At 38.5% G+C, this 25,715-nt stretch carries 23 protein-coding genes; 3 read left to right on the top strand and 20 right to left on the bottom strand.

What is annotated here, in order from left to right; genetic code table 11:
• Positions 1-186: 186 nt before the first annotated feature.
• From QA584_RS05090 to QA584_RS05055, 8 genes are all read right to left on the bottom strand, one after another.
• On the bottom strand, positions 187-678 hold the full coding sequence (locus QA584_RS05090) for an HD domain-containing protein (RefSeq protein WP_278275111.1): 492 nt from the start codon (positions 676-678) through the stop codon (positions 187-189).
• Positions 679-743: 65 nt separating this feature from the next.
• Entirely contained in the window at positions 744-1,526 is a 783-nt protein-coding gene (locus QA584_RS05085) for a lytic transglycosylase domain-containing protein (RefSeq protein WP_278273423.1), read from the bottom strand.
• A 411-nt stretch (positions 1,527-1,937) separates the two neighbouring features.
• Positions 1,938-2,276 (bottom strand): P-II family nitrogen regulator, encoded by a 339-nt coding sequence (locus QA584_RS05080; protein ID WP_278273422.1) that lies wholly within the window; start codon positions 2,274-2,276, stop codon positions 1,938-1,940.
• Positions 2,277-2,400: 124 nt separating this feature from the next.
• Entirely contained in the window at positions 2,401-3,972 is a 1,572-nt protein-coding gene (locus tag QA584_RS05075) for an ammonium transporter (RefSeq protein WP_278273421.1), read from the bottom strand.
• Positions 3,973-4,022: 50 nt separating this feature from the next.
• Entirely contained in the window at positions 4,023-4,316 is a 294-nt protein-coding gene (locus QA584_RS05070) for a hypothetical protein (RefSeq protein ID WP_278273420.1), read from the bottom strand.
• 468 nt (positions 4,317-4,784) lie between these two features.
• Positions 4,785-6,110, bottom strand: coding sequence for a glycoside hydrolase family 30 protein (locus QA584_RS05065; protein WP_278273419.1), 1,326 nt, complete (start codon positions 6,108-6,110; stop codon positions 4,785-4,787).
• A 293-nt stretch (positions 6,111-6,403) separates the two neighbouring features.
• Positions 6,404-9,619 (bottom strand): cellobiose phosphorylase, encoded by a 3,216-nt coding sequence (locus QA584_RS05060; RefSeq protein ID WP_278273418.1) that lies wholly within the window; start codon positions 9,617-9,619, stop codon positions 6,404-6,406.
• A gap of 187 nt (positions 9,620-9,806) precedes the next feature.
• Entirely contained in the window at positions 9,807-10,805 is a 999-nt protein-coding gene (locus QA584_RS05055; RefSeq protein WP_278273417.1) for a LacI family DNA-binding transcriptional regulator, read from the bottom strand.
• A gap of 375 nt (positions 10,806-11,180) precedes the next feature.
• Between QA584_RS05055 and QA584_RS05050 the strand changes: the two genes are divergently transcribed.
• Positions 11,181-11,420: a pyridoxamine 5'-phosphate oxidase family protein gene (locus QA584_RS05050; protein ID WP_278273416.1), complete on the top strand. Its 240-nt coding sequence runs from the start codon at positions 11,181-11,183 to the stop codon at positions 11,418-11,420.
• Here the strand turns inward: QA584_RS05050 and QA584_RS05045 are convergent.
• Positions 11,413-12,906 (bottom strand): amidase family protein, encoded by a 1,494-nt coding sequence (locus QA584_RS05045; RefSeq protein WP_278273415.1) that lies wholly within the window; start codon positions 12,904-12,906, stop codon positions 11,413-11,415. The two genes, QA584_RS05050 and QA584_RS05045, sit on opposite strands and share 8 nt — an antisense overlap.
• A 183-nt stretch (positions 12,907-13,089) precedes the next feature.
• Positions 13,090-14,313 (bottom strand): FprA family A-type flavoprotein, encoded by a 1,224-nt coding sequence (locus tag QA584_RS05040; protein ID WP_278273414.1) that lies wholly within the window; start codon positions 14,311-14,313, stop codon positions 13,090-13,092.
• 523 nt (positions 14,314-14,836) lie between these two features.
• Here QA584_RS05040 and QA584_RS05035 point away from each other — a divergent pair.
• Positions 14,837-15,097 carry a glutaredoxin family protein gene (locus QA584_RS05035; RefSeq protein WP_278273413.1) on the top strand — a complete coding sequence of 87 codons (261 nt, stop codon included), beginning with the start codon at positions 14,837-14,839 and terminating at the stop codon, positions 15,095-15,097.
• Positions 15,098-15,169: 72 nt separating this feature from the next.
• The gene (trxA, locus tag QA584_RS05030) at positions 15,170-15,478 is read left to right on the top strand and encodes a thioredoxin (RefSeq protein ID WP_278273412.1); all 309 of its coding nucleotides are present in this window, start codon (positions 15,170-15,172) and stop codon (positions 15,476-15,478) included.
• A gap of 194 nt (positions 15,479-15,672) precedes the next feature.
• Here trxA and QA584_RS05025 read toward each other — a convergent pair whose 3' ends face one another.
• The 10 genes from QA584_RS05025 to QA584_RS04980 form a co-directional block, all read right to left on the bottom strand.
• Positions 15,673-16,350: a Crp/Fnr family transcriptional regulator gene (locus QA584_RS05025; protein ID WP_278273411.1), complete on the bottom strand. Its 678-nt coding sequence runs from the start codon at positions 16,348-16,350 to the stop codon at positions 15,673-15,675.
• Between the two features lie 237 nt (positions 16,351-16,587).
• Positions 16,588-16,971, bottom strand: a complete 384-nt coding sequence (locus tag QA584_RS05020; RefSeq protein WP_278273410.1) for a desulfoferrodoxin family protein — start codon at positions 16,969-16,971, stop codon at positions 16,588-16,590.
• A gap of 142 nt (positions 16,972-17,113) precedes the next feature.
• Entirely contained in the window at positions 17,114-17,653 is a 540-nt protein-coding gene (rbr, locus tag QA584_RS05015) for a rubrerythrin (RefSeq protein ID WP_278273409.1), read from the bottom strand.
• A gap of 119 nt (positions 17,654-17,772) precedes the next feature.
• Positions 17,773-17,928, bottom strand: coding sequence for a rubredoxin (rd, locus tag QA584_RS05010; protein WP_278273408.1), 156 nt, complete (start codon positions 17,926-17,928; stop codon positions 17,773-17,775).
• Positions 17,929-18,255: 327 nt separating this feature from the next.
• Entirely contained in the window at positions 18,256-19,290 is a 1,035-nt protein-coding gene (locus QA584_RS05005; RefSeq protein ID WP_278273407.1) for a 2-hydroxyacid dehydrogenase, read from the bottom strand.
• Between the two features lie 93 nt (positions 19,291-19,383).
• Positions 19,384-19,869, bottom strand: coding sequence for a methylglyoxal synthase (locus QA584_RS05000; protein WP_278273406.1), 486 nt, complete (start codon positions 19,867-19,869; stop codon positions 19,384-19,386).
• 380 nt (positions 19,870-20,249) lie between these two features.
• Positions 20,250-21,005 (bottom strand): ABC transporter ATP-binding protein, encoded by a 756-nt coding sequence (locus QA584_RS04995; RefSeq protein WP_278273405.1) that lies wholly within the window; start codon positions 21,003-21,005, stop codon positions 20,250-20,252.
• Positions 21,006-21,009: 4 nt separating this feature from the next.
• A complete protein-coding gene (locus QA584_RS04990; RefSeq protein ID WP_278273404.1) occupies positions 21,010-23,340 on the bottom strand; it encodes an FtsX-like permease family protein in 2,331 nt (776 codons plus the stop codon).
• Between the two features lie 159 nt (positions 23,341-23,499).
• A complete protein-coding gene (locus QA584_RS04985; protein WP_278273403.1) occupies positions 23,500-24,621 on the bottom strand; it encodes a HAMP domain-containing sensor histidine kinase in 1,122 nt (373 codons plus the stop codon).
• Complete coding sequence (locus QA584_RS04980) at positions 24,605-25,303, bottom strand: response regulator transcription factor (RefSeq protein ID WP_278273402.1); 699 nt, start codon at positions 25,301-25,303, stop codon at positions 24,605-24,607. Before QA584_RS04980 ends, QA584_RS04985 begins: the two co-directional genes overlap by 17 nt.
• Positions 25,304-25,715: the final 412 nt, after the last annotated feature.

Raw genomic sequence — 25,715 nt, 5'->3', positions numbered from 1 at the left:
AGGAACTTTTCTCATATGTGATAAAAACGGAATGCAAAATAATAAACTCAGGAAAAAGATAAACTATGTTTTTCCTGAGTTTTTATATATTATAATTAATTTACTTACATTATGATAAAAGTAAAGACCAAAACGAAACCCTAAGGTTAGGTATCAAAGAGTTTGGTTTCTAATCTAGTAGAATAGTTATTCACCAAAACAATTATTTAAAAAGGATAATCCTGTTTTAGTTTTAAAGATATTCTCTTTTACCTTCTTAATACCCTCTGCTGATACCTTGTCTTCATTCAGATTCACCAGAAAATCAGCTTCCACTAATATCTGATAATCCAAGCCATCCATATTGCTGTAAGTATGATGATGAGCAATTAAATAACATACCCGGTCTATCAATTCTTTCTCATAACCAAGCGCAGTAAGCATCTTTTCTGCAACCGCAGGACCTTCGATCTGCTGATAATGTCCGGCGCTGCTATGATATTTTTCTTCGCTTACCTTAATACCAATATCATGTACTGCTGCCGTTACTTCCAGTATTTCCTGGGTAGTTTCCTCCAGATTTTCCATCTCGCCTATGGCTTTTGCAAAACCATATACCTTCATAAAATGGTTAATTCTTTTTATATCACCGGAATAATACTCTATCATCGCATTTATAACTGCTCCGACTCTTTTCATTATTGTTACCTCGATTATCTGCTCACAAAATATATTAATAGCCAATTACATTAATTCCTTATCATTTAACCCTTAATCTTTAGCAGATTCAGAACCGGACCGTTCATATTAATTGTATTGGCTGTATAATAATCCTTCTGTTCTTTTCTGTCATCTTCCTTAAAAAAGATATCTATAAATTTTAAATAATCATCATAAGAAAAAAATGAATCCAGGTCCTGGTCTGTGGAATTTTCCTCTAATAGATCGCTTCTATTAATAATATTGTCCTTTATCTCTTGGATATTAATCGGTGAATTCGTTACGGCACCGGAAGCAGAGAAAGAGCCGGTGGTAACTACGGCATTATTGGTATCCACACCCTGATTCATATAGCCAAGTACTTTTTTAACATAGTCCTGGGTTTCTTTAAAGGGTGGTATTCCGCCGTATTTGGCAACATTATTGCTACCTGCATTATATGCAGCCAGAGCTAAACTGGAATTTCCGTCATATTTATCCAGTAACTGTGAGATGTATTTTGCTCCACCCATAATATTCTGCTCAGCATCAAAGGAATCCGTTACTCCAAGAGAAGCAGCCGTTGCAGGCATAAGCTGCATGATTCCCTGGGCACCACATCTTGAAACTGCCTTGGAGTCAAAGCCTGATTCCTGTTTACCGATGGCTTTTAGCAGGTTTACGGGAACCTTGTACTTCTCTGATGCCTCTGAAAATATGGAATCCAGACTTTTTGTTTCTCCTAAATAGGAAGAAAAACTGGCACTGGGGCCGGCAGTTCTTTTATCTGAATTAATGTTATATACGTTCTTATTCTCTACATTCGTAATTCGATTGACTTCTGACATAATTTTCTCCTTAGAAAACATCAACATTCCTGATAGAATGTTTCCTGTTAATAAAGCAGCTTTTGTAATTCTATGTAATATTTTGTTACTTTTAGTCCAATCTTATTATAACTTAACTCTTTGGAGAAAATCAAGATGTATTTATCAACATGGGCTTATTTCCTATATATGTATACAGAACTTAATAAAGATGGTTTCAGCACTGCTTACACTTTAGTATAACCCAAAGAGAAGTACAGGAAAATACTGTGTAGGGTACTCTCCGGTACTTCTTTTACTGTATTATTATTTGTAGTCTTTTGTAGTAGCTCTTTTGTACTATTTCTTTGGCAGCATTTCTTTTGCACTATTACTTTTGCAGTATTTCTTTTGCACTATTTCTTTTGCCGTATTTCTTTTGCAGTAGTTATTTTATAATGCTTCTTTACCACGTTCACCAGTACGGATTCTCACTACATCATCCACATCATAAATAAATATCTTACCATCACCGTAATTACCGGTGTTAATCTGTGCTACTACTTCATTGACAATTAATTCCGCAACTTCAGTAGGTACCACGGTTTCCACTTTTACTTTCGGAAGCAGGTTTACCGTTGTTTCCGTTCCTCTGTATATCGTTGTGTAGCCTTTCTGGTTACCATAGCCCATAATATTTGAAATCATTAAACCATTTGCCTTATTATCATTGAGAATTTTCTTTACATCCTCCAACCTTTCGGGTTTAATAATAATCTCCAATTTCTTCATACAATTACCTCCCTTCGGCATATAGCCGTAATGTTTAATAATCGTGAAAAGGATACGTATCCTCGTCATTTATAACCTCATTATAAGCTCGAAGAAGCCTGTTGTCAAATTATTCTAATTCTCGTTAGGCCTTCTTAAATCTTGCTAACTGCTTGATTTCTGCATTATCAGCAGAGTCAAAATCCAGTTCTGATTTTACTAACTGAAGGTCAGGATATGCGGCTACGCCCATTTCGGGTATATCAAGTCCTGCAAGTTCGGCTTCGGGTGAAACCCTTAAACCCCAAACTTTATCCAGCGCTTTAAAGAATACGTAAGATACCCCAAATCCCCATACAAAAAGAACTATTACTGCAATAAACTGGGCTATAAACTGGGAAGCATCCCCGTAGAATAAACCTGTAACTCCACCTGCAACACCATTGACTCCGTCCCCATAGGACCCGTCGGCAAATAAACCTAAAGAAAGAACTCCCCAAAGACCATTTACACAATGAACTGAAATGGCACCTACCGGGTCATCTAACTTTAATTTGTTCTCTACAAAGGATACTGCCAAGCAAACCAAGATACCTGCTATTAACCCTATTATAAAAGCTGAGGCGGCATTCACAAATGCACAAGGGGCTGTGATAGCAACCAAACCTGCCAGTGCACCATTTGCTGTCATGGAAGGATCCGGTTTACCATATCTGATCCACATATAAAACATTGCTGCCAAGCCTCCGATTGCACCGGCTATCATAGTATTCGTAGCAACAACAGAAAGTCTGAAATCCGAAGAGTTCAATGTGGAACCGGCATTAAAAGAAAACCAGCAGAAAAATAAGATAATTGTACCTATAATGGCCATAGGGATATCATGCCCCGGAAATGCTCTTGTGGTCCCGTCTTTTTTAAATTTACCAATTCTTGGTCCAATAACAATAGCACCTGCCAGCGCCAGCATACCACCCATAGAGTGAACAACTGCTGAACCTGCAAAATCTACTACACCATGACCCAAACCAAAGTTTTTACCAAGGGTTGACAACCAGCCGCCGCCCCATACCCAGTTTCCGAACAGAGGATAGAGGAACATGGAAATAAAAAATGAGGTTATAACAACGGTGGAATATTTAACTCTTTCTGCAACAGCACCAGTGGGAATCGTAACGGTAGTGTCCATGAATACCATCTGAAAGAAAAATAAGGCATAGATACCGGGATCATAAACCCCGTCACCAGATAATAAAAAGCCTTTATAACCTAATATACCACCAAATCCGGGTATGGACAGCATGGAGTTAAGTGCTCCGCCTCCCGTACCAAGTCCTACCGCACCACCGGAGCCGCCAAACTGAAGTGCAAAACCTACAAGGAAATATCCTACTGCGCCAACTAAGAATACCATAAAGTTCATCGTCATCGTATGGGCTGCATTTTTACCGCGGCAGAATCCTGTTTCTACCATAGCAAAACCGCACTGGAAAAAGAATACCATAAAGCCGGTTATCATAATCCAGGTAAAATTAGCACCATAATAAGCTTTGTTGGCTGTTGTGGCTACATCTGTAATTGTTTCCGACCCGGTAGGGGTTACATAGGACGCACCTGTCGGATCAGCGCTGCCAGGTGAGGAAAATGCCAAAGCCAAGGCAATTGCCGCTATTCCTAATACTACCAGTAAGCCAATGATTGTTCCTGTTTTTTTCATAATAATTACCTCCTTTATTTTTAGCAGATATTTTATCTGGCTAATACAAGTTACTTTTTCTTCTGCTTCTTAAGATTACTGAAAGAAAAGCCTGAAGCATTTTTATAAATTTCCACTTTTAATCTGTCTACAGACAGGTAATACCGGATACCCAGATACATAACCAATAAGCCGAATATCACTCCCGGTATTTGTGCATTTAAAACTTTGAAACTGATGTTATTCATAAAGCTGAACGCGCAAAAAAACATACCCAGAAAAATAATGAATAAGGCTGAACCAAAAAGTACGGTTAAGGATAATGCTTTTTGCTTTAAAATTGTAGATTGGTTTTGATTTTTCATAATTCCTCCTTTAAATTTAATGAGTAAAAGAAAAAAAGTGTCTGGCTCGCCAGACTCTAGCGCTGACGCACTGTCACGACAGTGACAATCTTCCTTAAGTGCGTCATGCGCATCCTGCCTGGAAGGCTTTTTTATTGCATAGGTAAGTTCGAAGAAGTTTCCTATGCAATAAAAAAAGAGTCTAAGCAAAAAAGCTTAAACTCCATTGTTAATAAGTCAAAATTTTAACTATTCAATGAAAAAGCAATATTAAATCCACGATGGGTAAAAATAAAAAAGAAGTCAAAACGTACCTGTCTTGACTTCTTTGCCCATCAAAATAATAATGTAACTTGAATATAGCACACTGCTTTTTAAAATGCAACAGCAATTTGGGGATTTTTATAATATTTTTCCATAAATCATCATACCTTTTTATCTATAATATGACCTTTTCCGACATGTCTAATTAGTATAACCAATTATAGTTTAGAATATTGCCGTAGCAATTGAAGCTTTCGCTACCGTAAAGTCCACGGTTTTCCCTTCTAGGCGAATGGAAACGGGTAAATCCTGCTCCGTACGGTTAAGTGCTACTAACACCAGGGAACCCTCTGGATTTTTAAGGGCCGTCAGTTCTAATTTATCCGTATATTTTGTAAATGCAATACGCTTTGCATCCTTCTTAATATATCTGCTGAAATGTCCAATATAATCAAAGGAAAGTTTCTGTTCAAAGGTATCCTTCTTCGTATCAATCATGATGGGGGCATCGCAATAATTATTCACATGGTTTGGTCCGCCTTTTTCGTCCAACAGGATATTCCAGTCAATAAAGCCTGTCATTCCGGCATTCATATTTCCAATAATATCATGTGCGTACATCTGGGCATTGGACAACTGGCTTGCATCAAACCTGCTGTATTCTACACAGCCTTCCGTAAAGATCAGCTCTTTACCCGGAAATGCATCCTTTGTAATACCAATCGCCTCAAAATGATCCCCGGTATACCAGTGGAACGCAATCCCGTCAATCATTTTATCCGTATCGGCATCAATCTCAGCTTTGGCACGGTCATACAACCTCTCTTTATTATGGTCCCAGATATTAACCTTAATCCTTTCTAAATCATTCTTAACCAGTGCGGGATATAAGTAGTCCCTTAAAAATACTTTTTCTTCTTCTCCTGAAAAGATACAGGAATCCCAGGACTGGACTGCTTCCGGTTCATTCTGTACGGTAATACGGTTTACCGGAAAGCCTTTTGCTTCATATTCTTTAATATAGCGGCAGATATATTCAGCCCAGAAGCCCATAAACTCCTTCTTTAACTTTCCGCCGTGATTCCGGTCTCCATTGGTCTTCATAAATGCCGGTGGTGACCAGGGAGTAAGCATTAAATCAAAGGGTTCTTTTCTTTTGGCCAGACCAGCTCTTAATAAGGGCAGAATATACTTCTCATCCCGGTCAAGAGTAAAGGATTCCATCGAAACATCATCAGGGTCTGACATCGCCTCATAATTATCCAGTGAAAAATCACAACTGTCAATATGGGTACGGATTAAGTTATATTGGTTACCTTCTGTACCAAAGTATTGGTCTGCAACTTTTTCCTGATTCTCTTTTGACAATTTAGAGAAGGCATAACCTGCAGCTTCTGTTACCGCTCCCCCAAAACCATGGAAGGTCTGGTATTCAATGTCCGGATAAAGATTTACCACATTCATGGCTGCTCCATTATCCACCTGCATTTCATATTCCTTAGTAAAGGTTTCTTTTTTATTATCTACATAACTGGTGGTTACTAATTTCATATAAACTCCTATCTGTACCTCCGGTACTCTTTATAATCAGGACGTGATAATGCTTTTTATTTTCAACTTAATCCCTTTAGCGTTCCACGTTGAAAAATGCTTTTGCTTCAACTTTACTCCATACCGGAATGCCTGATTATGCTTTCAATTTAGTTTTAGGGCTGATTTCATCAAGTGTATTTAAGTTTATTAACAACGAAGTTTGAGTTATTAAATTAAAACTTTTTGTTATCAAGTTCCATAATCATTTGTTAAACATCAATATAGATTGCTTAATCCCAAATACTGGTATATTATTCCATATACGCCATAACAGCTTTAATATCACCATCTCTGACTCTCTTTGCTGTCTCCCCGGATAAGAAATCTTCTTCAAATTCTTCTCCGGTAGAAGGAATTACGATTCTCCTTATCTTCGCAGCCTTATCTCCAAAGGTATCTTTATGGGATTTATTAATGTAAGTAACCATACAGCTGGATAACAAATTAAAAGTTACTTCTCCCTTATCATCAAAAAACCAGCCAGGAAGTTTAGGGCTGAAATTAAGCCTTAACTCACCGTTATCGTAAGTAAAGATACGTTCTCCAATAAACATGAATATCCACATAGATAAGACTTCCGTAGTGGAGCCGCTTAACCTGGCCACATACCCTCTGCCATGGACCTGGCTGTCGGGATTCTCACTGGAGGCAATAAAGGAAGAATTCTCAAGTATACTTCTGCCATAACGTTCCGGAGGCAGGAAAGCAACCAGCGTATTTTTGATTTCTTCGAAAAAGTTTTCATATAAGCCGGATTTTAACATGGCAAGAAGGTACTTATATTCCATATGTAAAAATATACTTTCCCTCTCAAGCCAGCCTGGTGTAAAGGCTCTTATCCTGCCGTTTTCCATAGAGATATTCTCAATGGGCACGGAAGTCTTATACATCTTTAGCTTATCGTCATAGAGGCTGCTTGTCTTAACATTCTGAAACAGTATCCTGGCAGACTCTTTATCTGTAAGGGTACCAAGCATTCTGGCAGGTCCCTCTAGGAAAGCCGGCAAAGGTACTACTTCAAAAGCCTTAACCACTGCCTTTGGCAAGCCATAATGGCTCATAACAAATGAACCATCTTCATGGGTTACCGGAGTAAATGAAACCGCATGATAAGTAAAATAAGTAGGTACAATGCCTTCTCCGTAACCGATGGCTTTTCGTATTCCGGCTTCCAGCTTAACCATAAATTTCTCAAAAACCTCTAGTAGTTCTTTCGTATCGGCTTTTCTTAACCTTCCGGATAAATGGAATCTGGTAGTCTCCCTGTAAATCTCCCGGAATGTGCTTACCTTATCCCAATAGGTAAAATCACTCCACTTTTCAGTTTCAGCCTGAGTTAGGACTGTGTATACCTTTATTAGAAATTCATAAATTTCTTCCGGAATCAGAAGCCCTGGTTTTATAGTAACCGTATCACAGATAAATTGAAGCACACGTTTTAGCTCAAAAGTCTCTGGCATACCGCTTCCTATCAGTCCTGGCAGACCGTTCATGGCATCGTTCCATCCGGGTTTGCCACCTTCCATTTCAACTCCCATACCATAGGGGTCTAAAGAAGAAAATTTATTTAGAGCCAGGGAAATAAGTTTTACCATTAAAGTCGTTTCTGCATACGAGGCTGTGCCATAATTAAATTCTGTGTCAGTACCGGGATTTATCTTAAGCCAGTTGGTGCCTTTCTTATTAAAGTCCTTCCTGCTGCATTTAACTTCATCTTCCACCAAAGCGCCGTATTGCCTTACCTCATTCTTATGGATCACATACTTTTCACTTCGGTTTACCACCCGGGCTGCACTGTCATAAAAACGGTAACTGCTATCCTCAAATAACAGTTTCTCCCTTTTATCAGGATAAATCCGGATATAGTTCTCAATTAAATCCAGATTATAATCCCAGTGGTCACTCCAATATCCTTCTCCGAAGCCAGCTTCTGTATTTTGAATGGAAAGCTTAAGGAGTTTTTCCAGGAAACTATCCTCACCGCCTTTTATATCTAAGTGATAACGAGCGATACAGTTTGCCACCTGTCCCGGGGTAAAAGCTTTTGATATTACAGCCTCTACCTTATCCCTATTATCAGAAATGCTGTCATTTATAAGAATTTTCGCTTCTTCCTGATTCTTATCCGGTATACAAAACGTGGAGGGACGAACTTCTAATGGATTATATCCATCTATCTGTATTAAATCGTAAAAGGTTTTAATGTTAAAATTTCCAATATCTTTATTAAAGAATACATCATTTCTTCTGTTCTGGCTGACATCACGGAAATTTCCGTTACCCTGGGAATAATATTCTCCCGCTATGGAAAAGAAATTATAATCTCTTTCCGGGTCTCCATGCTTGCGGCTGAAGAGATGAACCACTGCTTTACTGCTGTCTTTATTAAATACAAAAGGATATCCACCTCTTAAAAAGTTATCCAGATAACACTGTTCCACATACTGATCAAATACTGGCAGGGCACTCATTGTCTTAACATCCCGAGTCAACAGATTGGCAGCTTCCTCAGCTTCTATTTCCTTTTGAGGAAAGAATCCCTCCTTTAAGAAATCTTTTTGTTTTTCGTTAATCTGGTCGGCAATACCGGCATAACCAATAATCGTATTAAATTCATAAATCTCCCGGGTTTTCAGCTCAAACTCTGCCGGCGTAAAGCCACAGGGTACTTTATTGGCAAATTCTTGAGAGGCATCTACTACCGACGTTAGCTCACCTTCTAAAAATTCTACAGGTGTAACAAGGGAAGTATCATATCCGAAAATAACCTGGGCATCATAAATAACCGGCAGTACCTGACCTTTATGGACGGATACATAATAGTATCCCCCCTCAATGCCTGTGACTTCTGCCGAATCGTCACTAGAAGCACGAAGGGTATAAAAAGGTATCTGGTTTTCCAGATTTTTAATTTCTGTCCAGCTCTTTAGCAGATTGGACATTTCTTTATATTCATTGTTTTTAATTCCGTAGGGTATAATCTTAGGCATACCATCGAGGACACTTAGTTTTTTCGTACCATTGCCTGTATTCTCAATGCAGACCTTCCTGACTAAACCTCCGATGCTGTCATTGGGAAGCACATAGTATTTTACAGATATCTTTAAATCGTAAGCCTCATTAATTTCTTCTATTGTAATACTATTTTTTCTTATATAGAGATTGCGTATGGCCTCTTTATCATAGTTAAAAAATGGCTCATAGTATTTCCCATCACACTTTATAAAGGTTCTGAACCCCTTAATAGAAGTATTCTCATATGCCGTATTAGCTGGATTGAATTCCATGATGGCATTGCTTTTATTATGTATACCAAAACTATTGATTCCTTGTCCCCTGTTGGTATAATAAACCCACAGTGGGATTCCTTTGACTCCGGCTAACCCCGGAAGAAAACTAGAAAAAGCAGGAAGCCTGTCATAATTCTTAATTACATAGGTATTGCCTTCTAAATAATATTGTCCCATACGAACCTCATTTCATAAAATTAAAATCAGTTAATAATTTCCATTTGTTTTATTATTTATTATTTTATTATTTATTATTTTATTTTTTATTCCTTTATTTTTTATTCCTTTTTTTTTATTACTTTATTTTTTATTACTTTATTTTTTATTATTTTATTTTGTAAATTTATTTATCCTACCTGCGAATTCAGACTCTGAACTCACAGGAATCTCGAATAACCAAACTAGGTGATAACTTTTGAATGGTACCCTTCTCTGGTTCAAGGAGCTGCATTAACCGTATTAATTCAATCGCACTTGAATTGCCAAGTTCTGTTACCGGGCTATGGATAGTGGTAATGGAAGGAGAATAATAAGGTGCCAGAGTATTATCATCAAATCCCATAATACTAACCTGTTCCGGAACCTTGATTCCGGCTTCAGTCAAGGCTCTAATACAGCCCCAGGCCATTTCGTCATTGGCACAAAAGAAAGCATCCGGCAGTTGGATTCCTTTTAATATAAGAACACGCATTTCGCTGTAAGCAACCACTTCTTCAAAATATCCCCGAAGTATCACCGAAGCATCAATAGGCAAAGAATATTTTCCCATTACACTTAAGTAAGCTTTAAATCTCGCTTCATCATCATAATTCTCAATGCCATGAATATAACCAATTCTCCTATGTCCCTGCTTGATCAGATATTCCATGGCCAGTGCCGCTCCCTGGGCATTATCAATGATTACACTAGACATTTGATTACCTGTATATTCACGGTCTACGAAAACAATGGGCATCTTTCTCTGGTTAATTCTATCAATATATTGATCGGTTAACCGTTCATTCAGCACAATTGCCCCTTCCACTCCGGAACTAATAATCATACTGTATACTTCCTCGCTGGTATTCTCATTGCTCACATATATATTTAATAAATATCCTCTTAATCGGCACTGCAAGTGGATTGCCTGCATCAGCATCTTATAAAAGTCACCCTGAATGCTTGGTATAAACAATCCTATTGTATTTTTTTTAAAGGATTTTAAATACTTGGCATTCATATTTGGAACATAGTTTAACTTTTCTACCGCATCCAATACCTTTTTTCGTGTCTCTTCACTTACCACCTCCACGTTGTTCAATACATTTGAAACTGTTGATATAGCTACACCCGATTCATTTGCCACGTCTTTGATTGTTACCATGCTCGTTCTCCATTTCATATCATATACGCTCGTCTTTACAGTTATAGTTGGATTATATAACTAAACTGTTAGGATTACAATATATAAAAACATTTTTATACGTTTTTTATATGTATTATTTTAAGTTTAATTATACATTTTGTATAAATTGTATTTTCAAATATATTTGTATTTATGTAATATTACCATTTCATTTAATAGTAAATATTTACCTTATATTCATCTTCATTTTCGGAAATACCAAAATGCGCATAGATTCAGACAAAACAAATAAAATCGTTTTTATTTATAGTGAAGATTACAATAATTCATTAAAATATTGCCTTTAAAATGTCAATTATATTAAATACTAATTATGACTCAACTACTGGAGAAATGAGTTATTATGTACTGGCATTGTTTGACTGTGACGGTTATCCAACCGCCTCGACTATATCTGCCTCAAAAGCAGACGGCATTAATTGGATTACCTTTTGTACCGGTCTTAATAACAACAAAACCAACCGGATTGATAAGTGTAACCATGCAAGCGTATGTTTTAACGTTGCTGATTACAATATCACTCTGGTTGGCACAATAGAAGTATTGACTGAAGCTAACGGCTGCCTTATCTAAAAATAGGCGGAGGTACTCTCCTTTTGGCATGCTGTTCAAATGCATAGGCTAACTTTATCAGAACCGGTTCTTTAAAAGCACCTGCTGCAAAGGTTACTCCAAGACCCTTTCCATCTTTTTGGATTCCTGCCGGAACCGTAACCATAGGATATCCTGCTTTATTTACCAATACGGCCCCTTTATCCCCAGGAAAAACCAGGGCATCCAATCTTTTTTCAGATATGGTATCATCAATGGTATTTCTGCTTAGGGTCATGTGTCTAATTCTGCTTTTCAGATACTCTTCCTCTGCCAGGGATCCTGAAGTTTTCTCTGCATACTCCAGAAATGATTGTCCGTACTTTAACATGACCTTAGAATGTTCCTTGTTATAGTGGATTAACTCTGTTAAAGAATGAACAGGAATATGACTGTCTAATTTTGATAAATAATAATTCAGATCCGATTTGAATTCATATAGATTCACTCTTTTGGATTTCAGTTCTTTGGCATACGGAATCTTTAAGTTATCGATAATTTCTGCACCGTTTTCCTTCATGACAGCAAGGGCATTATCCATAATTTCAGATTCTTCAGCCGGCAAATCCGAATAAAAATATTCCCTGGGTACTCCTATTCTTGCTCCCTTTAATCCATCCTTTTCTAAGAACCGTGTATAATCGGTATATCCATGGCTCTGGCTTTGGATCGTAATTGGATCTTCACTGTCATATCCTGCAAGAATACCAAGTAATATGGCAGCATCCTCTACGGTCCTTGTCATTGGACCTGCCGTATCCTGCATATTGGTTGCTGGTATGATTCCGCTCCGGCTTACCAGCCCTACTGTTGGCTTTATCCCTATTATTCCCATATAACCAGATGGATTAACGATGGAGCTGGAAGTTTCTGTGCCTATGGCTGCTAAACAGAAATTGCAGGTAACTGCTGCTGCCGAACCAGAACTGGATCCTCCCGGGCTTAAACGGTTTAACCCATATGGATTTAAAACCTGTCCGCCTCTGGAACTGTAGCCGGCAGGCATATTCTCAGACATATAACTAGCCCACTCGGTCATATTGGTTTTTCCAAGTATAATGGCTCCGGCCTTTCTCAGCTTTTCTATGATATAAGCATCTTTCTTGGAATAGACATCCTTTAAGGCCATAGAACCGCCGCTTGTATGCAACTTATCCGCAGTTTCTATATTATCTTTCACTAAAATAGGGATTCCGTGAAGTTTACTCCGGTAACCGCTTGTAAGTCTCTCATAATCAAGAGCCCTGGCTTGACTAATAGCATCCGGATTAATTTCCAATACTGAATTAATTTTCGGTCCCTTTTTATCATACCTGGCGATCCGTTCCAGATATCCAAGAACCAGTTCTTCCGCACTCAGGATATTATTCTTAAATGCCGTCTGAATACTTTCTATGGCGGCCTCCTCTAATACAAAGTCATTCCCCATATTAATCGACCTTTCAAACATATTATTAAGTAATGCCAAACAATAGTATCCCTAAAATAATTGATTCTATTAGTTCAACTTGTAATCCGATAAAAAATGCTCTGCAAACGCAGGAAAACTCCCTGTAGGAATAAATCACCAACAATTATTCCTGCAAAGAGTTTTTTAAACTGCATTTTTTCTTTAAGTGCTCTTTTATTTACCGTATATTATTAACTGTTATTAACTGTTGAATACCGACTTTACTTCTTCAACCAGTTTTCTTACCTGTTCTCCCACATGTTCCAGGTCTTCCTGTCTTGGGTTACCTACGAATTCCACTGGTTCGATAAACTCCCAGCCCATAGCTAGTCTTGTCATGATTTCTTCCAAATCTCTCTGGGCACCTCCGGACCAGCCATAGGAACCAAATCGGAATGCTTTACGGTTATTGACTTTTTTCTTTCCTAATTCTTCTAACATGGCAGCCATTGGCGGAAACATCTTGAATTCATATGTCGGCATTGCTAAAATAATACCGGTAGAGGTCCAGGCTGAGGTCAGAACCGTTCCCCAGGAAGTCTCCGGTACCTGATGTACATGAACAATAATATCTTCATCTTTTAGTATATTGATTGCATACTCAACCGCTGTCTGTGTCATTCCATACATGGAACCCCAAATAAGTGTTAATTCCCTTCTTGCAGGTCCTTTTTGATAATCTGCATAATCAGAATACGCATTCATAATTTCAGATGGATTCCGGTATATCAATCCATGTCCCGGCGCTATCATTATAATTGGAAGTGCCTGGCACTTAGTTACCGCTCGCTTTACCTGGGGTGAGAAATAAGCCAGTACGTTAGAATAGTAACGAACCGTGTCATTCTCATATACAATAAGTTCCTCTGGAGTTAATTCATCTGCATATATGGTAGATCCGATTTTTCCAAAAGAACCAAAGCAGTCACAGGAAAATAATGTTCCTGTTAAGGTATCAAAGGTTGCTATGGTATCCGGCCAGTGTACATTAGGAATCTCTACGAAATTCAAAACGTGTCCGCCACCTAAATCCAGTGTGTCATTGTCCCCTACTACCGTAATGTTTTCAGTCATGCCATAAAAAGCTTCTAACAGGTCTCTGGCTTTTTTGCTGCATATAATTTTGCAATCCGGATTGATTTCTTTAAAAGCACCAATCCAGCCGGAATGATCCGGTTCCATATGGTTAACAATCAAATATTCTATGGTTTCAGGATTGATATTCAGCTGTTCGATAAGGGCAAGCAGTGTATCCGGAACTCCGTCCCAACCGCATACTCCATCGATAATGGCAGTTTTTTCACCTTGAATTATATATGAATTTAAGGATACTCCGTTGGGTATTTCCCAAAAACCTTCAAATAATATATTTTCTACATTAATAGAAAGATGATATGTTCCATCGGCAATATTACTAATGTTCATATTAGACCTCCTTGTTATTTTCTTAACCCCATTTTATCTTTTATTAAATACTTAGTCAACCAGTTTGTGAAAATCTAATCATATTAACCTCTATTCTTGCGCACACTCTTTGCGCATACCAAGTTTGTGGTGCACAAGCGCAAACTTGTGGTTGAAAAATTTATTTTTCAACCTACCCCCCATTGCATAACACATCTGTAAACAGATGTGTTACTGCCACATATAAAAAGGTTGAAAGAACCCAGAAGTGGCATCCTTACAGTCACAATATTTTCTTTCAACCTACCCCCATTGCACTGCCACCTCTTATTTCTTTTTGTATTTGCTTTGATCCTCTGTCCATAATATATTTACATAATAAACAAAGAATGTTATAGTAATAAAAAGGTTATAATAACACTATCTGCCATAAGTTCCTTTGGGTTATGTGGTTTAACCTTTGGCTGTACTGATCTGTAAAAAATACAGCAGTGCATTTTGCTTAGAATAGTGCTTGCCGCCTACGCGGTTGATGGAGGTGATTATGAAGTCGATTACCATGTTTGAAACAAGCTGGTGTCCCCATTGTAAGCAGGCTCATAAATATATGGATGATTTAATGCGCGAAAATCCTAACTATAAAGAGTTAGATATCCGGATTATAGATGAAGATGAAGAACCGGAGCTTGCAAATCAATATGACTATTATTATGTTCCTACTTATTATTTAGAGTCTGATAAAGTTCATGAGGGTGTTCCGAGCAAAGAAATAATACATTCCCTGTTTGAACAAGCCCTTACTTAAGTGACTTAATCACAGATATATTTCAAACAACTGATTATAATACAAGTATGAAATTACAAAGGAGATGAAATTATGAGTATATTAACAATTACAAAAGATAATTTTGATTCAGAAGTTATAAATTCCGATAAACCCGTATTGCTTGATTTCTGGGCTTCCTGGTGCGGCCCGTGTAAAATGGTTTCTCCCGTGGTTGACGAAATTGCCAATGAAAATTCAGATATAAAGGTGGGCAAAATCAATGTGGATGAAGAAGGGGAACTCGCTCAAAACTTTAAGGTAATGTCTATCCCAACCCTGATGGTAATAAAGGACGGCAAGGTGTATAATTCCACTGTTGGAGTACAGTCCAAGCAGACTATACTTGGGTTATTGAAATAATCGTGCTAAAAATTCATATGTTATTTTATGAATTAGTACTCTATTAAACTTTAATATTATAGCCGTTTCACTCAGGCAAATTAAATCATATAATAAGAAATAGAATGAAAAATGCGGATAAACTGTTTTAATTTTATCCGCATTTTTTATATTTATTTATCTTGTCTGTTAAAGCCTGACTGTCCGACTAACTATTATAAAATTAGCTCTTTCAGTCTTTTTTTATCTACTACCCTGACACCCCGCCTTGAAAGTTCCACAATGCCTTCCTGGGCAAAATATTTCAGCATTCTGGATACTACTTCTCTTGCACTGCCGATGTATTTGGCGATTTGTTCATGGGTCAGCTCAATGTTATCTGATTGGTTCCTGGTAATTTCATCGGACAAAAAGATAGCCAGCCGTTTATCAAAGCTCATAAACAAAATCTGTTCCATTGCCCACATAACATCGGAAAAGGAGTCGATCACCAGTTTATCCGTAAAATTTTCAGCGTAGATATTCTGTCTGCACAATTGCTGATATAAAGAAGAATCGATTAACAGCACCTCACTGTCAACTTCCGCATCTACATGGACATCAAAGGTTATATTATCAAGAATACAGGAGGCAGAAAGGATGCAGATTTCTCCGTCTCTTAATCGATACAGGGTTATTTCTTTTCCTTCATCTGATAGTATGTAGATTCGTAATTCCCCTTTTTTTATCAAAATTACACCGATACAGTCATTCTCTCCGCTATGGATTCTGGCTCCCTTATCATAGTGAACCGGCGAAATATTATTAAGTACCAGGTTTTTCTGCGCTTCATTTAATTTATCCCAAAAGGTTAAAACCTTCGGTATATACTTCAAATCATAATCCGTTAGCATTTTAAATCCTCCTAACTTTGCTGCTCTCCTTATTATAACATGATGAATCTGAAAATCAATAATAAGGCACCAACATATCACTGCTGCTTTTGGAACACAAAACGGCACCAAACCTGCAATTTGTTGAGAAGCTTTGGGATAAAAAAGAGTCTGCCTTATATTATTACTATATGCCTTTTTACCTGAAACTATTAAAAGACATTCTAGTAAGTATGACAGACTCTTCTAACTCTATATCTAGATTACTGTTTTCCACAAGCCATGGAGGTTGCATAATTCATAGGCCGCAACCGGTTTTTCATCCTTTAAAACAAATACTGCTTTAGGGGCTTCACCCGGAGTTAAGTATTTTACCTGGAACCCTTTATCTGTTTCTAAGTAAATCCACTGAATAAAGTGTTCCGGTAACATAGGATGTTCCACACTGCCGACTAAAACTGTAACCTCATCACCATTAACGGTTACTACCGGCAGGTGCTTTTCAGTTGCTGCTTCCGTGGTGTTGGGAATTACTTCTGTCATTTGGTCGCCGCAGCAGGTAAGCGGTGCTCCGGATTCATGCAATAAAGTTACAAAATTACCGCAATGTTTACATACAAAAAATTTAGGTTCTTTTTTCATATTAATTCCTTTCCGTGAGCTTTAGCCCACACAAAAAATTAGAGTGTGAAAAATTCTGTATTCACACAATCTCCGCACATATCGTAAGCTTGCGTCCGATATACATAGCTTTTTTAGTCTAATATCCTACGTAAAATAGTAATTAATAATTCTTTGCCAATACTCTGAAATAAGCCTGAGGATGATCGCAGACCGGACATTTCTCAGGGGCTTTATTACCTATATGTATGTGACCGCAATTACTGCACTGCCATATGGTGTCACCATCTTTAGAAAATACCAGTCCTCCTTCAATATTGGCTAAGAGTTTACGGTATCTTTCTTCATGTTCTTTTTCAATTTTAGCTACTGCTTCAAACAGCCAGGCAATCCTGTCAAACCCTTCTGCTTTTGCATCTTTTGCAAAGCCTTCATACATATCGGTCCATTCATAATGTTCACCGGCAGCGGCATCTAACAGATTAGTCTGTGTATCCGGTATACCGTCGTGAAGGAGTTTAAACCAAATCTTTGCATGCTCTTTTTCATTATTGGCAGTTTCTAAAAATAATTCGGAAATTTGTTCATATCCTTCTTTTTTCGCTTTGGATGCATAGTATGTATATTTATTTCTTGCCTCAGATTCACCGGCAAAAGCAGCTTTTAAATTAGCCTCTGTCTTAGTACCTTTTAATTCTTTCATAAATTTATCCTTTCACCTTATAAATTGTATTATTTGCACGATATAAAAATGCAACTTTAGAGTTTACAAAAAAGAGCTTGTACTAATTAAGAGTACTTGCTCTTTTATGCATTACAATTTTATAATTCTGTAAATGCGTCTTTATCAAGACCGCAAACAGGGCATGTCCAATCATCAGGCAGATCTTCCCATGCAGTGCCTGGTTCAATTCCGTTATCGGGATCCCCTACTTCCGGATCATATACATAACCACAAGGACATTCATATTTCTTCATAATAAAATACCTCCGTAATTTGTAATTTTCTTTATCTCTTCTATTCCTATAAAGATAGTAAAATTATAGCATAAAATACCCTGATTGGCAACTACTGCTAGATTAATTCTATCAGATTTTATAATTGTTTAATATTTGATTTGAAGGCTGTTTATGTCCGACTAGAGACTCAGCAAAAAGCTGAGCAGTGCGATGCTTTTTGCATCTATGAGGCTCTACAAAGGACATGCCGCAGGAAGGTAAGGTAGACAAAATGAATATATATACCGGGTTATTCATTTTACAACCTAAATTAGGCTTTTGACTCTCAAATCATAATTTTATTATTTAGAAGCATCTGCTGGTTTTATCTTTTTGGCAATGATTATATTTTATACACTGATAGCAGATTTCATTCTCAAGGGGTTTGTCATCAAAAAAATCTTTTATATTCATAAGAGTAATTTCTGCTATATTATTCAGAGCTTCTTTAGTCAAAAATGCCTGATGGGACGTTACGATTACATTCGGCATAGAAATCAGTCCCGATAAAATATCATCCTGAATGATGGAATAGGATTTATCTTCATAAAAGAATTCCGTCTCCTCCTCATATACATCAAGACCTGCCCCGCCTACCTTTTCTTCCTTAATTGCAATTAATAAATCCTCACTGTTAATTAAGGCACCTCTTGAAGTATTAATAATAACGACACCTTTTTTCATTAGGCCGAATTCATCTTTATCAATTAAGTGCCTGGTCTCTTTCGTTAAGGGACAATGGAGGGAGATGATATCGGATTCCTCACATAACCTGTCAAAGGATACATATTTTATATCAGATCCTTGAAGGGGATAGGGATCATATGCAATTACATTCAACCCAAAACCTTTGCAGATATCGACAAAAATACTTCCGATTTTACCGGTACCCACCACTCCTATGGTTTTACCATGCAGATCAAAGCCGATTAGTCCGTTTAAACTAAAATTATGTTCTTTGGTGCGGTTATAAGCCCGGTGAATCTTTCTGTTTAAGGTAAGAAGCAGCGCCATTGCATGTTCTGCTACTGCATAAGGTGAATAGGCCGGCACCCTTACTACATGTATTTTATTAAAAGCAGCTTTAAAATCAATATTATTATATCCGGCACAGCGCATGCCAATAATCCGCACACCGTTGTCATAGAGGATATCTATGGTTTTCTCATCAATGGTATCATTGACAAATGCTACAACAGCTTCATAGCCTTTTGCCATGACCGCCGTATTAAAATTTAGTTTTGATTCAAAATAATCAATTTCGAAGCCGAATTTTTCTTTATAAAAATCGAAAAAGACCTTATCATAAGGCTTCGTATCATAAAAGCAGATTTTTTTCATAATAACACCATACCTTTCATTGAAACTCCCTTATAAAGAACCGGTCAGAACAAAAAGTTGATACTATTATAGCTTATCAGAAATGTTTTATGATTATTCAGGCTGAGAAAATTTTTCAATTCTGGCAAACATGTTTTTATTAAAGTTCTCAACTTTCCTGTCATATTCCTCTTCCATATATTTGGAAGCAAGTAAAAAGTCAGCCGTAGCCTCATTGTTGGCAATTGGTATATCATAAACCACTGCAATTCTTAACAAAGCCTTAATATCAGGGTCATGTGGCTGTGATTCAAGGGGATCCCAGAAAAATACTACAAAATCAATATTACCTTCTACAATCCTAGATCCAATCTGCTGGTCACCTCCTAAGGGACCGCTGTTATATCCTTTTACCGGAAGACCAGTCTGTTCAGAGATAAGACGGGCGGTAGTTCCGGTACCGCATAGAAAATGATTTTTTAATATGTCTTTATTCTTATCCGCCCATTTCACCAATTCCTGTTTCTTGCCGTCATGAGCTATTAATGCAATACTTTTTTTCTTTCCTATTTTAAAATAAATAAAATCGTCTAATAACATATGGCCTCCTTTTAAGTACAAGACTTTCTTATACAATTTTCTTGCTGTATTCTTTTGCTTACTGTATATGTAAAACTTATTACCTAAGAATAACCTTTCTTAGATAGTTCTATCATAATGGTTTTCCGCTTAAATTGCAATCCTAAACTGTGATTTGCCTAACGTCAAGGATGTTACTTTTACTTTTTATTCCTTAAAAAACCTGACATCAATAGGTGTCACATTTGTACAAGAAATTATCCTAGTACTAATTTTTCATCCAATTCACTTTTGCCGGCACCAACAAGGACCTAACGTAACATTCAGATCAGAATAATAAGAGGCCCATGAAACCGTTCCACCGAACTATGTTTCATGGGCCTTGACTTTGATATACTATATTAAATACCTACCGCCGCCATTTTGGTCAGTACCTTTTTCCCTCTCGCCTCCATGTCACTGCCGCCAGACTTTTTCAACTGTAATTCGGAAACAATCTTTCCGTCCTTCGTAAACAATACACGGTCAGCCCTGGCTGCGACTTTGGCATCATGGGTCACAAGCAATATGGCTGTACCCTCTTTGTTGATGTTCACCAGCAGTTCCATGATTTCCTCTGCCGATTTCGAGTCCAGTGCACCGGTGGGTTCATCAGCAAATAGAATCTCCGGTGCATTCATTAAGGCACGACAGATACCAGCTCTTTGGAGCTGACCACCGGAGACCTCTTTTGTATCCCTGTTTTCAAGACCAGCAATTCCTGTCTTTCTCATCAGCGCTTTCGCCATTTGGGTAAGTTTTGGCTTATCCTTTTTCTCACCCAGGGCGGGAAGGAGGATATTATCCAGGAGATTTAAATTCTTCAGCATAGTGGGCTGTTGAAAGACAAATCCCATTTTGGTCCGGCGAAGATCTGCAAGGTCCTTATCACAAAGTTTAGTTAGTTCCGTGCCGTTTACTATCACCGAACCACTTGTAATCTCGTCCATACCGCTAAGAGCAAATAAAAGTGTGGATTTTCCTGAACCGGAGGGTCCCATTACGGCAACAAACTCACCTTTTTCTATTTCCACATTAACTCCGCTTAACACCTTGGTCTGCTCTTTCCCGCTGCCAAAGATTTTCATAATATTTTTACCTGTAATAATGCTATTCATAAGGTCAAACCTCCTTAATATGTTCAGAAATTTTTAGTGACTGGATACCGGTAATACCAAGCAGAGTGGCAGCAACAACACACCCTGTTAATAACAGCGGAGATAATAGGTAGACAGACCAGGGATTTATCTTAAACTGGAAGGTCGATGCACCAAAGGAAGAAATAATAGCCACACCGACAAGCTCTCCTAGTGTATTAGCCAGAATCGTGCCCAGGATTACTCCCAGTACCAGCACGGCGATTGAGCGGGTTAGATACTGTTTTCTTATATCTCCTCCGGTAAAACCCATTGATTTTAGTATTGCAATGGGGTAATGGTCTTTTGCTACCAGCATTTTCATAAACAGAACTGTCACTAGTAATGTGAGCAAGATAGCTGCCAGGGCAGCAATCACGGATGCTAATTGAATGGCATTCCTTACAGGTCCAAGCATCTGCCCGATACTTTCATCAATACCGGTAACCTTTGCAAAAGGAAACAACTTCCTATACTGTGATATTGCTGCCTCTACGTTCTGGCGGTTACGAAAGGTGACCGCAATGCCAACTGATAAAACATCTCCGGTATTTATATTAAAAGTGGCTTGGGCGGTTTTGCCGCCATTGGTGACATCCGAGTAAATCCCACATACCTTCAGGTGTTTTGGGACACCATCAACAACTAAAATTATCTCATCGCCAACAGATTTTTTTAGGTCTTCGGCATTGAGAACAGAGAGGGCAAGTTCTGATTCTGTTTGAGGACCTCGGCCTTTTGCGTATGTGATAGGAAAGGCAGAATAATCACCAAAAGTTACCCGTAGTTTCTCAAGTGCTCCATCATCTGCTTTCCGCTCCAACATCCTGCTGGTGAACATGCCATACTTATCCACATTCTTATCCGCTGCCAGTGCATCAGCGATTTCACCGGCCTTCCCTGCAACATCCTCCACTTGTGTCCGCATTACGCCGATATTAACATCGCAAATTCCCATGCCCATGTAAGTGATAAAGCTTTCGGCAGAAATGGTACTGCTGATATTCTGCGGCACAATCATAATGAAAAAGGAAATAATCAGTACCAGAAGCATGGTTATATATAACTTTTTCCTGGAAAGAACATCTTTAATACCAAGAAAGGTATTACGGGAAAAGAGTCTGTTATTGCTTAATCGAAAGGTTTTGACCGATTTTGTTTTTTCCTGTGGTGCGCCAAACCGCACTGCCTGGGCTGCGGAAATTTTACGGAAGCGCCGTAGCACGCTGTTTACATACAATATAACTCCCCCGCAGATTACCGCCGCTCCCAAAAGTCCGCAGAAGATGCCAGGTAATGGGCTGCCGCTTTCACCCATGTACAAACGGATATTTTTAAGGAAAGGTCTTTGCAGGGGCAGGGAGACGATAAAGCCCAGTAAACCTGCTGCTGCAGCGATAACAGCGTACTTTGCAAGGTAGAATTTTTTTATTTCGGATACCCGCATCCCAACAGCCTTTAGTACACCGATTTCCTTATAATCCTCTTCGATTTTAGCCAGCAGTGTAAAGCGGATGCATAAAAATGCCACAATTATCACAAGGACTCCGATTAAGACTAGTACGGCAATCATGATACCGTCGGTTATGCCGTTTATCATCTTCACTTGATTAAAGGTTATCGCTGGCGGTCCATTTGCCGGAAGACCAGCGTTTAGGTAGGCTGCCTCAAAAGCCGGATAAGATATGTCTTCTGTCAGCCGGAACTCAATAAGGTTCTCTAACTGCCCAAACTCACGGACTTTTTCAAAGTCTGCCTTACTCACAAGAAACCTCTTAGAGCTTACTAAGGAAGCATTCATGATGGAATCTCTTAAAAAACCGGCGACTCTAAAGGAAATACCGTGAATCATCACCTTGTCTCCAAGCGCTGCTTTCCCCTCCTGCATATAATAAATCGGAACATAGATTTCGCCGTCGGAGGGATGGATGACTTCACCCTCTAAGTTAAGCAGAAAATCAAATTTCTGCCCCTGAACACTAAGACCATTGTCTTGTATGCTTTTCTCCAAAGAATTGTCCCCGATGACAATATCTCCACCCTCGAGGTTAAGGAACTCAAGTACCTGATAATCCTCTACCTCTTCATTCTCACTTGCGAAACGTTGCAGTTGTTTCATATCCACATCGCCTGTGTGCATCTGCAAGAATTGAACCGCTTTCGCTGAAAGAAGCATGTTATCAATGGCGCCAAACAGGTTTATCATCAGTGCCAGGGCCAAAGCTGTCAGCATAGCGGCAACTGCTATAAATGCAGTAATTGTCGCCGTAATCAGCTTACTTTTACGTATATCATTTAGAATTATTTTTTTATACATGTTTACTCCCATCTGCGTACTATAACACACATGCAAATCAGGCCGCTGAAATCAATACCTATTGCAAGTTTACGTTCAATACTATCACAAAATAAATGTGAAAGTTTCATTTTGTGGCTGCTTTTGATTATTTTCTTTTTAATACACTGCGTCTTTTTGTTATAAAACTTTGGGAAACCGCAGTACAAACATCTTAGTATAAGGCGTAGGGGCGTCCAAGACGACAACATCACCAAAATGATGTTCCATCACCTTTTTCACAATAGCTAATCCAAGTCCCGTTCCACTGTTGCTGCTTCTAGAGGTACTGCCAGAGACAAAAGGTTCAAATAACCTCTTTATCCTGTCCTCCGGAATCGTCTCTCCATTATCCGCAACTTGTATTTTGGTACATCCGGATTCCTCTGTAATACCAACGAACAACCGGCTGCCTGCCGGATTATGACGGATGGCATTCGTTAGTAAATTCCCAATAGCACGGTTAGTTTCCAAAGAATCGACTCTACAAAATATTGGTTTATCCGGTAAGTCTAGCTCCAGTATCATCTGCCTGCTTTCAATTTCACCAAATAAAGCAGCACAAGATATGCGAAGCAGTTCTGCAAGGTCCACCTGAACGAAATTCATCTGGTATTCCTGCATACCCAGCTTGGAATAGGAAAGCAGCTGTTCAATCAATTGATTCATCTGACTGGATTTCGCTTTTATAGCAAGATGATATTCCCTCTGTTTATCCGGTTCCTCCACTATGCCATTTGCCAGTGCCCCTGCGTATCCCGAGATCGTCGTCATGGGGGTCTTCAAGTCATGGGCAATGTGAGAGAAAAGCTCCATTCGTTCCTTTTCCATTATCATTCGCTTTTCTTCGGACTCTTTTAGCTTGCGCACCATAAAATTGAAAGCATCCCGCATTTCCCCAAATTCTGTTTCAGTTTCAAAGTCCAGTGAAGTGTTCAAATGACCGGCCGTAACCGCTCTGAAACCTTCTTCCATTTTCTTTACAGGCTCCATAATTTTCCTGCTGATTCTACGCCCGAATAGGATAATCCCAATCAAGTATACTGCAGCAGTAATAAGATTCCAGCAAACAGAAAGTGTGATTTGTAACCCCCTTGTACCCTCAGTAAGAGGGGAAGATGCCAGTTCCGAGAAATTCATCCCGTTATCTAATGTAAACAGACCAAATAAAAGCTCCAATACCAAAAGTGTCACTGCAATACCAATGGTATAACCTATAAAACTATGCATGATGACTCTTTTGAAACTACGCTTTTTCTTCATGGCGAACCTCCAGACGATACCCTAACCCCCGAACGGTTCCTATGGCTACCCTGCTGTCTTGGGGTAATTTACTTCTTAACTTGCTGATGGCAACCATCACTGTATTGTCATCCACGATGGTGGTTTCCTGCCATACCGCTTCATAGATCTGCTGTTTGGTGTATACACGCCCGGGACTTTGCATAAACAACTTCATCAGGTTAAATTCTGTAGCGGTGAGAGGAATCAACCTGCTGCCAAAGTAAAGGGTGCAAGCACAGATGTCCATACACAGTTCCCCTGCCTTTAATAAATCTGTTTCAGTATCTGCTCCATATCCGCTATAGCGGCGTAATTGAGCTTTGATTCGGGCAAGAACCTCTAAAGGGTCAAAAGGCTTTGTTATATAATCATCCGCGCCAAGATCAAGCCCCAGTATTTTCTCGTGATTTTCTGTTTTCGCACTCACGATAAGAATGGGAAGATTGCTGCGTTGTCTTAACCCTTTGATAAGCTCATAGCCGTCAAGTTCCGGCATCATAATATCGATAACTGCCAGGTCAATCCGCGTGGCTGCTGCCGCTTTCATAGCCTCCAAGCCATTTTCAGCTTGTATCACACGGTAGCCGTCCTTTTCTATGTATAGCCGCAGAAGTTCACGAATTTCCTTCTCGTCATCTACAATCAGGATATTCTTGCTCATGATTATATTCATTCCCTATCGCAAATTTCTTACGATACTGCCACTTAAATAAAATGTTCTTCGGTTGAGGACTATTAATGTGGCATCCTTTCTATTCTAATATTTTCTTTCATCCAATCAGTCATGATACCGAACTTACAGTTCTTTTTGTATTCTCAAACCGTAAATTCATTATAATTTCTCTCCCTTTCAGCGAAACATGACTAACCTTAAAATTACCTTAAGATTTCTCCCATAATATGTAATTTATTTTTACCCGCCAGGTCATTTATCTTCCCGCTAATAAAGAAGCACATTCTGAAAAATATAAATGTTGTGGGTATCAGTATAATAGCATCGTTCCAAAAAAATGTCCACTATCTCCCACTAAGTAATTTAACACTGTCTCTATACCTATATACTCCTGATCACA

This window comes from Anaerocolumna sp. AGMB13025, assembly GCF_029689925.1.
GTDB lineage: Bacteria > Bacillota > Clostridia > Lachnospirales > Lachnospiraceae > Anaerocolumna.
The sequence above is the reverse complement of the archived record's forward strand: the minus strand, read 5'-3'. Positions and strand labels throughout refer to the sequence as shown.

Bases quoted from the DNA above. Each gene is read 5' to 3' on its own strand.
- QA584_RS05090 (WP_278275111.1), bottom strand. From the start codon at position 678: ATGAAAAGAGTCGGAGCAGTTATAAATGCGATGATAGAGTATTATTCC.
- QA584_RS05085 (WP_278273423.1), bottom strand. From the start codon at position 1,526: ATGTCAGAAGTCAATCGAATTACGAATGTAGAGAATAAGAACGTATAT.
- QA584_RS05080 (WP_278273422.1), bottom strand. From the start codon at position 2,276: ATGAAGAAATTGGAGATTATTATTAAACCCGAAAGGTTGGAGGATGTA.
- QA584_RS05075 (WP_278273421.1), bottom strand. From the start codon at position 3,972: ATGAAAAAAACAGGAACAATCATTGGCTTACTGGTAGTATTAGGAATA.
- QA584_RS05070 (WP_278273420.1), bottom strand. From the start codon at position 4,316: ATGAAAAATCAAAACCAATCTACAATTTTAAAGCAAAAAGCATTATCC.
- QA584_RS05065 (WP_278273419.1), bottom strand. From the start codon at position 6,110: ATGAAATTAGTAACCACCAGTTATGTAGATAATAAAAAAGAAACCTTT.
- QA584_RS05060 (WP_278273418.1), bottom strand. From the start codon at position 9,619: ATGGGACAATATTATTTAGAAGGCAATACCTATGTAATTAAGAATTAT.
- QA584_RS05055 (WP_278273417.1), bottom strand. From the start codon at position 10,805: ATGGTAACAATCAAAGACGTGGCAAATGAATCGGGTGTAGCTATATCA.
- QA584_RS05050 (WP_278273416.1), top strand. From the start codon at position 11,181: ATGAGTTATTATGTACTGGCATTGTTTGACTGTGACGGTTATCCAACC.
- QA584_RS05040 (WP_278273414.1), bottom strand. From the start codon at position 14,313: ATGAACATTAGTAATATTGCCGATGGAACATATCATCTTTCTATTAAT.
- QA584_RS05035 (WP_278273413.1), top strand. From the start codon at position 14,837: ATGAAGTCGATTACCATGTTTGAAACAAGCTGGTGTCCCCATTGTAAG.
- trxA (WP_278273412.1), top strand. From the start codon at position 15,170: ATGAGTATATTAACAATTACAAAAGATAATTTTGATTCAGAAGTTATA.
- QA584_RS05025 (WP_278273411.1), bottom strand. From the start codon at position 16,350: ATGCTAACGGATTATGATTTGAAGTATATACCGAAGGTTTTAACCTTT.
- QA584_RS05020 (WP_278273410.1), bottom strand. From the start codon at position 16,971: ATGAAAAAAGAACCTAAATTTTTTGTATGTAAACATTGCGGTAATTTT.
- rbr (WP_278273409.1), bottom strand. From the start codon at position 17,653: ATGAAAGAATTAAAAGGTACTAAGACAGAGGCTAATTTAAAAGCTGCT.
- rd (WP_278273408.1), bottom strand. From the start codon at position 17,928: ATGAAGAAATATGAATGTCCTTGTGGTTATGTATATGATCCGGAAGTA.
- QA584_RS05005 (WP_278273407.1), bottom strand. From the start codon at position 19,290: ATGAAAAAAATCTGCTTTTATGATACGAAGCCTTATGATAAGGTCTTT.
- QA584_RS05000 (WP_278273406.1), bottom strand. From the start codon at position 19,869: ATGTTATTAGACGATTTTATTTATTTTAAAATAGGAAAGAAAAAAAGT.
- QA584_RS04995 (WP_278273405.1), bottom strand. From the start codon at position 21,005: ATGAATAGCATTATTACAGGTAAAAATATTATGAAAATCTTTGGCAGC.
- QA584_RS04990 (WP_278273404.1), bottom strand. From the start codon at position 23,340: ATGTATAAAAAAATAATTCTAAATGATATACGTAAAAGTAAGCTGATT.
- QA584_RS04985 (WP_278273403.1), bottom strand. From the start codon at position 24,621: ATGAAGAAAAAGCGTAGTTTCAAAAGAGTCATCATGCATAGTTTTATA.
- QA584_RS04980 (WP_278273402.1), bottom strand. From the start codon at position 25,303: ATGAGCAAGAATATCCTGATTGTAGATGACGAGAAGGAAATTCGTGAA.